Origin of the sequence: Exiguobacterium sp. N5, assembly GCF_025842465.1 — a bacterium.
Taxonomy (GTDB): Bacteria; Bacillota; Bacilli; order Exiguobacteriales; family Exiguobacteriaceae; genus Exiguobacterium; species Exiguobacterium profundum.
In genome coordinates, this window is the sequence record NZ_JAPAEP010000001.1 from 1,403,751 (window position 1) to 1,416,165 (window position 12,415).

Below are 12,415 nucleotides of genomic sequence, written 5' to 3' on the forward strand. Positions count from 1 at the left end.
AGTATAACGAACGTCCGAAAAAAAGAGAAGGACCGCGGTTCCCCGCAGTCCTACCTTCTTGAATCATGCGTTTTGTTCTTGCAACGATTCGAGGAGCCCCTCGATGAAGTGTTGAGCATTCTGAGCGGCAATCGACCCGTCGTTCGTCGCTGTGACGACTTGACGGAGCGTTTTCTCACGGACGTCACCGGCCGCGAAAATCCCTGGGATATTCGTTTCCATCGCCTCGTTCGTGACGATGTAACCTTGTTCGTTCGTGATGCCGAGGTCTTGAACGAATCCTGTAATCGGGTTCATCCCGATATAGATAAAGACGCCGTCAATCTCGTGGTCTGTCTCTGTCCCGTCAACTGTGCTGACGAGACGAGCTCCACCGACTTTCCCGTCTTTCTCTGTGATTTCTTTCAATGTGTGGTTCCAAATGAAATCGATTTTCTCATTGTCGAACGCACGTTTTTGAAGAATCTTCTGAGCGCGAAGCTCATCGCGACGGTGAACGATCGTCACCTTGTTCGCAAAGCGTGTCAAGAAGACACCTTCTTCAACAGCCGAGTCGCCACCGCCGATGACGAACAAATCTTTCCCTTTGAAGAACGCTCCGTCACATACCGCACAGTACGATACGCCACGGCCACCGAGTTCTTCTTCTCCCGGTACGCCGATTTTCTTATACTGAGCACCAGAGGCGAGGATGATTGCACGTGCTTTATAGTCACGGTTGTGCGCATGCACGATTTTATATTGTGTTTCATCCGAGATGCTTTGCACGTCCCCATATGCATACTCCGCACCGAACGCTTTCGAATGGTCGAACATTTTTTGAGACAAGTCAGGACCAAGGATGCTGTCATAGCCCGGATAGTTCTCGATGTCTTCCGTGTTGGCCATCTGACCACCTGGAATCCCACGTTCAATCATAAGTGTTGAAAGGTTCGCACGTGAAGCATATAGCGCAGCGGTCATTCCGGCAGGACCGGCACCGATGATAATGACGTCATAAATTTTTTCTTCTGTCATGTTGATTCCACCTCTGCAAGAAATTGATTGCCTTTAGTATAAGAAACCTGTAAGGGTATCGTCTATCTTTATGCTTGTTCGAGTGTCCTTTTGAACGAACGGACCGTCTCTGTCAACGTGTCGACCGAGAGATGGAAGGCGTTCGCACAATCTTCGAGAATCAATGCGTCCCGTTTCGTATAAAACATCCAGATGAGCGCAGCGGCCGATGCCGTTACGTCCATGAATGATTCATCAGACAACAGAAGCGTCGCGAAACGTTCATAGAAGTCGCCCTCTAGGCTCATCCGTTCCGCTTCTGATACATGTGCTTCAGCCAAGACGAGCGCATCAAACGCACGCTTGATCCGGACGTCTCCTTTGAACGGTTGCTGACAAAGGTCGGCACGACACATCTCTGCGAACGCACGGACCGTCTCGTTTTCCGTCACCGCATTCGTGAGCGCAAGCGCTTCGAACGCTTCGTCATCTTTTAAGTTGCAGATGATTCGGATAATCTCGATTCGAGCCAAGTCGCTCTCTTGACGCAATCCTTGGACGAGTGCCGAACGAAATTCGAGGTTTTCTCGGATGTCGAAGCTTTGTTTCTCTTCAAACTGTTTCATCTCTTCATTGTTCAAGTAGGTGGCTGCCTCTTCAAGTCGTCCTGTCTTATAGGCAGACACGCTGAGCCAATGCCCAAACAATGAGTCCCCACGGAATCCGCGGTCTTTCAATAGACGTAGTTCTTCATATGCACGGTCGTAATGTCCGACAAGCGCGAGTGTCGTCGCTAATTTATAACGTAAGTCAAATTGGAGTGGACGGACACGTGTGAGCGGTGTCGACAACTGCAGGGCCACTTCCGATTGACCCGCTTCATGGAGCAAGAGAATCGTGTTCAAGATTGCATGCAAGTTGCCTGGATTTTGGTCGAGCACGTATTCGAGCGTCCGGAATGCCGCTTGGTCATCACCAAGGTAAAAACTGACGACCGACAGATTGTTGTATGCTGGCCAAAACGATGGATATTGACCGATGAGACGCTCGAGTGTCGCCTTTGCCGCAAACAATCGTCCTTTATCGATTTGACGCTGCGCTTCCGTATGCCACGTGATCAATTCGTCTTCTTCCTCGTCCTCTAACTCTTGTTCGAGTTCGATCAGTTCAAGAAGGGATTGCACGGCTTCCCTGAAGTGACCTTTCGTGTCACGGGCGAGATATTCGGATGCATAGTGCGCCGCTTCCTCATATTGAGAGACATAGGCACAGTTGCTTGCTAAGTGATACAGTGCCTCTGTTGCGGTCTCATCGAGCTCTAATACTCGTTTCCACACGTCATTGGCGTGGTAGACCTCCCCTACTTCAAATAACAGTTCTGCGTACTGTTTATGATAGTCGACGCGATGCGTGGCTGCCGCTGTCGCTTCAGCCATGAAAAAAGTCGCTTCATCCAGGCGACCTTCACGTAACGCACGACGACCTCTATAGTAGTGGAGCTCCGCAGCGAGCGGAGATTCTGGTTCGGGTAGCGTCATTACTGCTTCATAGTTCGCTTCCATATTCTAAATCCTCCACATCATCTCTAAATCTTTTTTTAGTTGCAGGGATAAGAATACCGCACTCGAACAGCGAGGGCAACTGAAAAAGTTAAAAAAAATTGCGACTATATTCCCTCTATAATGAATATTTTTTACTAGGTTCAAAAATTGTTTTTGAACGAAAATATGATAGCTTCATTTCTGTACATTTATCCATGAAAAAGCGGCATCTCTTTAAAAAAAAGTGATACCGCTCAAGTAATATTGATTCTGTATGAACAAAATACTCATGAAAACATTTTGCGAAAAATTGTGTCAAATATGTGTCAACGATTGAAGCTTTGAACCGATGACCCGCTCTCCTGGTAAGACGTCACGATGCACGACCGCGCCCGCGCCGATGACGGCACCGTCCCCGATGGTTACCCCTGGCAGGATGGTAACGTTCGCACCGATCAATACGCCATCACCGATGATGACGTCCCCGATCCGATACTCGTCTACGAGATACTCATGACAGAGGATCGTCGAATTGAATCCGATGACCGTATTGCGACCAATCGTGATACGTTCCGGGAACATGACGTCCGGTGTGACCATGAGAGCAAGGGCACTATATTCTCCGATATTCATCCCGAGGAACGTCTGGTAAAGCCAACGCTTTGCCTTCACCGACGGAAAGTAACGACCGACCAGAACGACCGTCGTGTTTTTGAAGACACGCAGAAAGCGAATCGTCTGATACATTTGCCAAAGCGGATTCGGTCCCTCGATGTGATATCGTGTCGTCTTACGCATGAATACTGACCTCGTCTAGCCACGCCTCGAAATGTTCCATCGAGTCGATGATGACGTCCGGTTCGAGCGATTCGAGGAATGGACGCCCTTTGAGGGCCCAGCCGACAGCGACCGTCTTCGTTCCGGCATTTTTCCCGCTGAAGATATCCGTGTCGTTGTCTCCGACCATGACGGCGCGTTCTGGTGACGAGTCGAGTGCTTGTAGTGCACGCTCGACTGGTTCAGCGTGAGGTTTTTCGTTCTCGACATCATCCGCTGTCACGACGACGTCAAATAAGTGGTCGATATTGAACAATCGAAGACCGCGCTCGACTACCGGACGACCTTTCGACGTGACGATGCCCATCTTGTATCCTTTCGCATGAAGGCGATATAGCCCCTCGATGACTCCTGGGTACTCTGCGACGAGTTGGTCATGCATGGCGATGTTGAAGCTCCGATAGAAGGCTTGCATCTCTTTCCATTCCGGCTCGTTGAGTTCACGGAACGACTTTTCGAGCGTCGGTCCGATGAAGCGATAAATGTCTTCATCCCGATACGTATGTTCCGGGAAATAATAGTCGAACGTATGGCGGAAACTCGCGATAATGAGTGGATTCGTATCGAGTAATGTACCGTCTAAATCAAATAAGATCGTATCCATTAATCAAACAATCCTTTCTCTGATGGGTCGTTGTAACGTTTCGTCTTGCGACGAAGAATCATCGTGACGATACCGAAGAGGATCAAGGCGATTGACACCATTTGCGCCGCACGCAAATCTCCGGACATGAGACTGTCCGTACGAAGTCCCTCGATATAGAAGCGACCGATTGAGTACCAGACGAGGTATGACAAGAAGATATACCCACGTCGTGGATTGCCAATCATGCGCCACGCGACGAGAAGGATGACCCCGATGATATTCCATACACTTTCATATAAGAAGGTCGGGATATAATAAGTCCCATCGATGTACATCTGATTGACGATCCAGTCTGGTAGCATGAGCGTATCTTGCAAGAAACTACGCGTCGTCTCGCCACCATGTGCCTCTTGGTTCATAAAGTTTCCCCAACGCCCGATGGCTTGTCCGAGAAGAAGCGATGGCGCCAAGATGTCCGTCACTTTCCAGAACGACATCGACTTTCGCATACAATAGACGATGACGACAAGGAGAGCACCGAAGATGGCTCCATGAATGGCAATCCCACCTTGACGAATGTCGATGATTTGTCCGAGGTTCTCTGAATAATAATCCCATTGGAACGTCACGTAATAAATGCGCGCGAAGACGATGCTGATCGGAATCGACCAGATGACGACATCCACGAGTCGTTCCGAATCATAATTGATACGTTTTGCTTCGTATAAGGCGAGGACGAGACCAAGCATCGCCCCGAAGGCGATAATCATACCGTACCAATAGATTGGCAAAGAGCCAATCTCAAACGCCACACGATCAAATGTCGGTTCTACCATGCTCACAAGTCTCCTTCAGTATCCTGAATGGCGTTCGCGAGACGTTGCGCGAACTCTTCAGCCGTATTGATTCCCATGTTCTGTAGACGATAGTTCATCGCCGCGACCTCGATGATGACCGCCAAGTTTCGACCAGGTCGAACAGGGATCGTGAGGAGCGGGACTTCACTGTCGATGATTTTCATCGTATTGTGGTCGAGTCCGACACGGTCGTATACTTTGCCCGCGTCCCAGTTCTCCAAGTTGACGATGAGGCTGATCTTTTTATGCGACCGCACCGCCCCCGCACCGAACAACGTCATGACGTCGATGATGCCGATCCCACGAATCTCGAGCAGGTGACGAATGAGCTTCGGTGCTGATCCGACGAGGAGTTGGTCCCCCGTTTGACGAATCTCGACCGAATCATCGGCGACGAGGCGGTGACCTCGTTTGACGAGTTCAAGTGCCGTCTCCGATTTACCGACACCACTCTGGCCCTTGATGAGGACACCGACACCGTAAATATCGACCAGCACACCGTGCATCGCCGTCATCGGTGCGAGTTCCATCTCTAGGAAGTTCGTGATTTGTGATTCGATTGAGGTCGTCACCGCATTCGTCCGCATGAGCGGAACGTTTGCCGTTTCCGCTTCTTCTTCGATTTCTTTCGGAATATCGAAGCCACGCGTGATTAAAATTCCTGGCGTCTGTTCCGTACACAAGATTTTAGCGCGCTCACGACGCTTCTCTTCCGAGAGGCTCGCATAGAATGTCAACTCCGTCTTCCCAAGCACTTGCAGGCGGTTTTTGGCATAGTGCGTATAATAGCCGGCAAGGACGAGACCCGGTCGACTCAGGTCGGGTGTTGCGACCGGACGATGAAGTCCTTCCTCTCCCGCAATGACTTGAAGTTTAAAACGCTCAACAACTTGAGCGGTACGTACGATATTTTGCATCAGTATCTGCCCCTTTCACGCTCATTATTGTATCATAGCTCTTTCTAAGACGGGCTAGGGAAGTGATGAAGAACGTGTCAAAAAATTGTTGAAACCATCCTATTACGCCGTTCGTATGTAGGGTATAGGCTTACTAGGAGGTGGAATAATGGGAGGTTTATTCGGAATTGTCATCTTATTTGCGCTAGTGATTGGAATTGGGTCACTCGTTTACATCATCAAATCATTGATCGATATGTGGAAAGAATATGCCGCGACGAAAAACGAGACGATCTTGCTCTTGTTCATCTTGAACATCATCGGATTCTTCTTGTCCGGAGCGCTCATCTCCATGATTGTCGCCATCATCTTCTATTGGAATCGCTCGAAGTCGATGCGCCTTCTTGGAATCATTCTCTTGATTGCCGGACCGGTCCTCTTCATCGTGTTTACTATCAGCGCCTTCACTCTGTTTGATACACAGATGATGGATTGGCAACAGATGGAGTACGAAATGAATCTATAATCAAAAAATCCCGAAGGCTCAGCCTTCGGGATTTTCTTATTGTTGATGGAACGGATTGTTCAAATCGCCCGGGTCGACAGGATCGACCGGGTCAGCCGGTTCCACTTTATCTTCATCGAGGAATGTGGATGGCGTATAGACCGAACCGTGCTCCAAATCGATTGTACCGGTACGCGTCCCCGCCTCGACTTCGATACGAGGGGTTTGACCGCGACCCGATAAGAATTCCAGACGACGCTGTGCGACGTCCTTGCGGTCACGGATGATTTCGAGCTCATCAAGCAAGCAGTGCAGACCACCGAAGTTCGTCTCGAGCTCCCCTTCGACCTCGACGCCATGTGGTAACACGAGTCGAATGTTTCCGGCGAGTGACGCGAGTTCAAACTTGGCAGGACGAGCTGTCGCCAGTTCCGCGCGGATGTTTCCGTTCCCGGTCTTGAGGGAGGCTTTATCGTACTTCCCACCGACGATGACGGCACCGTTTCCGGTCCGAACGTGAACGAGTTCCGCTTCGACACCTTCGACCTCGACTGTCCCATTACCAGTGTTCAGTAATAGTTCGGATGCATGCACGTCATGGAGCACGACACGCCCGTTTGCGGTTTGCACACGAACGTTCTCGACATCGAGACCATCGGCACGGACTTCGCCGTTCAACGTCTGAACAAGAAGGCGGTTGAAATGGTGGTGCGGGACGTACAGTTCCACGTGGGCTCGGACGAGTTTGTCACGGAGCGAAACGACGAGACGATCACCAATGACAGAGTGCTTAACCGCAGACTGTAATTGTTCGAGCGCCTTATCCGCATCTTGTTGGCGAAGCGGACGACCCGTGACAATCAGTTCACAATCTTCGGCATCAGACGAAACAATCGTAGCCGACGCGTTGAACAGGTCGAGCGAGATATCGCTACCTGTGAACGGGAACGACTTCGAATACGTCACTTCCGGACCAAAGTTCGAGCTGAATGAAAAGTCGCTGTCGCGAAGTTTCGTCACGAGCCCTTCCACTGCAGATGTCAGTTTCGTTGTGAGCGATTCAACCGAATAGGCATCGACCTTTTCTGTATCCTGTCGCTCTTCAAGCGCTTGAACCTGTTCCGGTTCAAGTCGCTCGAGACGTTCGAGTTGCGTCATCGCCTCCTCGATCGTCATCTTGCCTTCCTTCACTTGCTGGAGAATCAGTTCACGCATTTCTTGTTTCACGTTCGTTTTCCCCCTTCAATTTGGTTGCACGTCAATTACCTTCCCGTTTCTCACCATTTCTATACTTATTTCTTTTTTCCTGCTTTCGGTTTCACTCGGGCTGCATCTCGTTCGAGAACCGGCTTCAAATACTTACCGGTATACGAGCCTGACACTTCCGCGACTTCTTCTGGTGTCCCCGTTGCGACGATGAGTCCGCCACCATCTCCACCCTCTGGTCCGAGGTCAATCAAATAATCGGCCGACTTGATGACATCGAGGTTATGCTCGATGACAAGCACCGTGTCCCCGTTCTCGACAAGACGTTGCAACACTTTCAACAAGCGCGCGATGTCGTCGACGTGAAGACCGGTCGTTGGTTCGTCCAGAATATAAATCGTTTTCCCGGTCGACCGTTTATGAAGTTCCGAAGCGAGTTTGACACGCTGGGCTTCCCCACCCGAAAGTTCCGTCGCTGGCTGACCGAGTTTCATATAGCCAAGACCGACGTCATAAATCGTTTGAATCTTCCGCTTGATTTTCGGAATCTTGTCAAAGAATTCGAGTCCTTCCTCAATCGTCATATCAAGGACGTCTGCGATCGTCTTCCCTTTGTACTTCACTTCGAGCGTTTCACGATTATAGCGTTTCCCGTGACAGACCTCACACGGAACGTAGACGTCAGGAAGGAAGTGCATCTCGATTTTGATGATCCCATCCCCACGACATGCTTCACAGCGCCCGCCTTTAACGTTGAAACTGAAACGTCCCTTCTTGTAGCCGCGCATCTTCGCTTCATTCGTCGAGGCGAAGACGTCACGAATATCATCAAAGACACCCGTATACGTGGCCGGGTTCGAACGAGGGGTCCGTCCGATCGGGGATTGGTCGATATCGATGACCTTATCGATATGCTCAAGTCCTTCAATCTTCTTGTGCTTGCCTGGCTTCGCTTTGGCCCGGTTCATATTGTGCGCGAGCGATTTATAGAGAATCTCATTGATGAGGGTCGATTTACCCGATCCCGAGACCCCTGTTACGGCAACGAACATCCCGAGTGGAATGGAAACGTCGACGTCTTTTAGGTTGTTCTCTTCTGCTTTGACGATCTTTAAGAAACGTTCGTCTGGCATCTTCCGTTCAGCCGGAAGTGGGATGAACTTCTTCCCGGCAAGATATTGACCGGTGAGCGAGTTTTTATTTTTCATCAGTTGTTTCGGCGTCCCGGCCGCAATGACCTGTCCGCCATGTTCTCCTGCGCCTGGTCCGATATCGATCAAGTAGTCGGCTTCCATCATCGTGTCCTCGTCATGCTCGACGACGATGAGCGTGTTGCCGATGTCCCGCATCTGTTTGAGGGTCGAAATCAACCGGTCGTTATCACGTTGATGAAGACCGATGGATGGTTCGTCAAGGACATACAAGACACCCGTGAGACGAGACCCAATTTGTGTCGCGAGACGAATCCGCTGCGCCTCTCCACCCGAGAGTGTTCCAGCGGCACGAGAGAGCGTCAAGTAGTCGAGACCGACGTTATTCAAAAAACTGAGTCGTTCCCGAATCTCTTGGAGGATGAGACGGGCGATGGCGATCTCTTTCTCGCTCAACTGCTCGTTGAGTCCTTCAAAGAACGCGAGTGCGTTCACGACCGATTTCTCCGTCACTTGCCCGACATGCTGACCCGTGATCTTGACGGCGAGCGACTCTTCTTTCAAGCGATAGCCGTGACATGTCGGACACGCATGTGTCGCCATGTACATTTCCATCTGCTCACGGATATAGTCGGATGTCGTCTCCCGGTAACGGCGCTCGATGTTACGGAGCACCCCTTCAAAGAAAATGGTATTCGTCCGCACTTGACCGAAGTCGTTCTCATAGCGGAAGAGGAACGATTCCTCCGAAGATCCGTTCAAGACGAGGTCCTGATCACGTTTTGATAGGCGCTCGAACGGCACGTCCATGTCGATGTTGAAATGCTGGCACATCGCAGCCAAAAGTTGTGGATAGTACTGGGAACTTGTCGGTTGCCATGCTGCAATCGCCCCCTCTTTCAACGTCTTCGACGAGTCCGGGATGACGAGTTCTGGGTCGACGTCTAGTTTCGTCCCAAGACCATCACACGTCGGACATGCACCGAATGGCGAGTTGAATGAGAACATCCGAGGTTCGAGTTCGCCGATGGAGAACCCGCAGATCGGACAGGCGTGATGCTCACTGAAGAGGAGCTCGGTGCCATCCATCTTATCGATAATGACACGGCCGTCCGCAAGACGTAATGCCGTCTCGAGTGAGTCGGCGAGGCGCCCTTCGACGTCAGGTCGGACCACGAGGCGGTCGACGACGACTTCAATCGAATGCTTCTTGTTTTTATCGAGCTCAATCTCATCCGTCAATTCAATCGTTTCACCATTGACACGGACACGGACGAATCCCTCTTTCTTTAACGAGTCGAATACTTTCACGTGCGTCCCTTTCCGACCCGACACGATTGGCGCCAAAATCTGGAGTCGTGTCCGCTCCGGCAACTCCATCACCTGGTCGACCATCTGTGAAATCGTTTGACTCGAGATCTCGATGCCGTGGTTCGGACAGACCGGTTTCCCGATTCGTGCAAACAATAGACGAAGGTAATCATAAATCTCGGTCACCGTACCGACCGTCGAACGCGGGTTACGACTCGTCGTCTTCTGGTCAATCGAGATGGCCGGGCTAAGTCCTTCAATCGTATCGACGTCTGGCTTATCCATCTGTCCAAGGAACTGACGGGCATAGGCGGATAAGCTCTCGACGTACCGACGCTGTCCTTCCGCATAAATCGTATCGAACGCAAGTGACGATTTCCCGGAGCCGGACAAGCCCGTCAAGACGACGAGCTGGTCACGTGGGATATCGATGTCAATATTTTTTAAATTGTTGACGCGTGCCCCTTTGATGACAATCGCATTTTTCTTTTCAGCCATTTAATTCCCTACCTTCAACTCCAAAATTAAGTCACGCAATTCGGCCGCGCGTTCGAACTGGAGATCGCGTGCCGCTTGCTTCATTTCTTCTTCCAACTTGGCAATCGCAACCTCGCGTTCGGCCGGCTTCATCGTACTGAGCGATTCGAGTGCTTCCTCTTCCGCCTCGACCGTCGCCCGAATGACTCCTCGGACGTCCTTTCGAATCGTCTGCGGGGTGATGCCATGTTCTTCATTATAAGCCTGTTGAATCGACCGACGACGATCCGTCTCTTCGATGGCACGCGCCATCGAGTCGGTCATCTTGTCCGCGAACAAGATGACATGTCCGTTCGCGTTACGCGCCGCTCGTCCAATCGTCTGGATGAGCGAACGATCTGAACGAAGGAATCCTTCCTTATCGGCATCGAGAATCGTCACGAGACTGACTTCTGGAATGTCAAGACCCTCCCGCAACAAGTTGATTCCAACGAGCACGTCATATTTACCGAGACGAAGGTCACGAATGATTTCGATTCGCTCGAGCGTCTTGATTTCGGAGTGCATATAGTTGACCTTGATTCCCGCTTCGCGTAAGTAATCGGATAGGTCCTCTGCCATCTTCTTCGTGAGCGTCGTCACGAGCACGCGCTCGTCGCGCTTGATGCGTTCGCGAATCTGATCCATCAAGTAGTCAATCTGACCTTTGATCGGATGAATCTCGATTGTCGGATCAAGTAACCCGGTCGGACGGATGATCTGCTCAATCATGTTCGGCGTATGTTCGAGTTCGTACGGACCTGGTGTCGCCGAGATGAAAATCGCTTGTGAGACTTTCTTCTCGAACTCATCGAACTTGAGCGGACGGTTATCCTTCGCCGAAGGGAGACGGAAGCCGTGGTCGACGAGCACTTGTTTCCGTGCCTGATCCCCGTTGTACATCCCGCGTACTTGCGGGAGCGTCACGTGCGACTCATCGGCGACGAGTAAAAAATCTTCCGGGAAGTAATCGATTAACGTGTACGGGGTTGAACCTTCAGGCATCAAGTTCAAGTGTCGCGAATAGTTCTCGATTCCTGAACAATACCCCATCTCACGCATCATTTCCAAATCGTAATGCGTTCGTTGCTCGAGTCGTTGCGCTTCTAAGAGCTTCCCTTCTTCGCGGAACTTCTCAAGTTGTTCCTCAAGTTCCGCTTCGATGTTGACGATTGCCTTTTGCAATTTTTCGTCGCGTGTGACGAAGTGGGATGCCGGGAAGATGGCGACGTGATCACGGTCTGCGATGATTTCACCCGTCAACGGATCCATCTCACGGATACGGTCGATCTCGTCTCCGAAGAACTCGATGCGCATGCAGTGTTCGTCACGCGATGCTGGGAAGATCTCGACGACGTCCCCGCGGACACGGAAACGTCCACGCTGGAAATCGATATCGTTTCGTTCATATTGAATGTCGATGAGTTTACGTAACATCTCGTCACGTCCCATCTCTTTCCCGACGCGAAGGCTCAAGACGAGGCTCCGATATTCTTCAGGGTTACCGAGACCATAAATACAGGAGACAGATGCGACGATGATGACGTCATCGCGCTCAAAGAGAGCCGACGTCGCTGAGTGACGCAGCTTATCGATTTCATCATTAATTGAAGCATCCTTCTCAATGAACGTATCCGTCGACGGCACGTACGCTTCCGGTTGATAGTAGTCATAGTAACTGACGAAGTACTCGACCGCGTTGTTCGGGAAGAACTCTTTGAACTCCGAGTAGAGCTGACCGGCGAGCGTCTTGTTATGGGCGAGGACGAGTGTCGGCTTCTTTACTTCTTGAATGACGTTCGAGACGGTAAACGTTTTACCCGTACCCGTTGCACCGAGGAGCGTCTGATACCGGTCACCTCGATTTACACCTTCGACAAGCTGTCGAATCGCTTCAGGCTGGTCGCCTCCTGGTTGAAATTCAGATTGTAATGCAAACGGAATCGATTCCATAAGATACTCCTCACCTTCTCATTTCATAAGTGTCTTGATTATACCATAGACACGAACAAA

The 12,415-nt window shown here is 50.8% G+C and carries 10 protein-coding genes; 1 reads left to right on the forward strand and 9 read right to left on the reverse strand.

Annotated features, from left to right (window positions below):
- Positions 1 to 63 precede the first annotated feature (63 nt).
- From trxB to hprK, 6 genes are all read right to left on the reverse strand, one after another.
- Positions 64 to 1,017: a thioredoxin-disulfide reductase gene (trxB, locus tag OKS35_RS07325; RefSeq protein ID WP_074036283.1), complete on the reverse strand. Its 954-nt coding sequence runs from the start codon at positions 1,015 to 1,017 to the stop codon at positions 64 to 66.
- 68 nt (positions 1,018 to 1,085) lie between these two features.
- Positions 1,086 to 2,558, reverse strand: a complete 1,473-nt coding sequence (locus OKS35_RS07330; RefSeq protein WP_264092764.1) for a tetratricopeptide repeat protein — start codon at positions 2,556 to 2,558, stop codon at positions 1,086 to 1,088.
- Positions 2,559 to 2,852: 294 nt separating this feature from the next.
- Entirely contained in the window at positions 2,853 to 3,335 is a 483-nt protein-coding gene (locus tag OKS35_RS07335) for an acyltransferase (protein ID WP_074036278.1), read from the reverse strand.
- Complete coding sequence (ppaX, locus tag OKS35_RS07340; protein WP_159562639.1) at positions 3,328 to 3,978, reverse strand: pyrophosphatase PpaX; 651 nt, start codon at positions 3,976 to 3,978, stop codon at positions 3,328 to 3,330. Before ppaX ends, OKS35_RS07335 begins: the two co-directional genes overlap by 8 nt.
- A complete protein-coding gene (gene lgt, locus OKS35_RS07345; RefSeq protein ID WP_264092765.1) occupies positions 3,978 to 4,796 on the reverse strand; it encodes a prolipoprotein diacylglyceryl transferase in 819 nt (272 codons plus the stop codon). The genes ppaX and lgt overlap by 1 nt, the downstream gene beginning before the upstream one ends.
- 2 nt (positions 4,797 to 4,798) lie before the next feature.
- Positions 4,799 to 5,734, reverse strand: a complete 936-nt coding sequence (gene hprK / locus OKS35_RS07350; RefSeq protein WP_214781697.1) for an HPr(Ser) kinase/phosphatase — start codon at positions 5,732 to 5,734, stop codon at positions 4,799 to 4,801.
- A gap of 148 nt (positions 5,735 to 5,882) precedes the next feature.
- Here hprK and OKS35_RS07355 point away from each other — a divergent pair, with 148 nt between their 5' ends.
- Positions 5,883 to 6,239 carry a hypothetical protein gene (locus tag OKS35_RS07355; protein ID WP_214781699.1) on the forward strand — a complete coding sequence of 119 codons (357 nt, stop codon included), beginning with the start codon at positions 5,883 to 5,885 and terminating at the stop codon, positions 6,237 to 6,239.
- 36 nt (positions 6,240 to 6,275) lie between these two features.
- On the opposite strand, the gene OKS35_RS07360 is transcribed toward OKS35_RS07355, so the two are convergent.
- The 3 genes from OKS35_RS07360 to uvrB form a co-directional block, all read right to left on the reverse strand.
- Complete coding sequence (locus OKS35_RS07360) at positions 6,276 to 7,445, reverse strand: DUF4097 family beta strand repeat-containing protein (protein WP_214730413.1); 1,170 nt, start codon at positions 7,443 to 7,445, stop codon at positions 6,276 to 6,278.
- A gap of 65 nt (positions 7,446 to 7,510) precedes the next feature.
- Entirely contained in the window at positions 7,511 to 10,384 is a 2,874-nt protein-coding gene (gene uvrA / locus OKS35_RS07365) for an excinuclease ABC subunit UvrA (RefSeq protein WP_264092766.1), read from the reverse strand.
- Positions 10,385 to 12,355, reverse strand: coding sequence for an excinuclease ABC subunit UvrB (uvrB, locus tag OKS35_RS07370; RefSeq protein WP_264092767.1), 1,971 nt, complete (start codon positions 12,353 to 12,355; stop codon positions 10,385 to 10,387).
- Positions 12,356 to 12,415 lie beyond the last annotated feature (60 nt).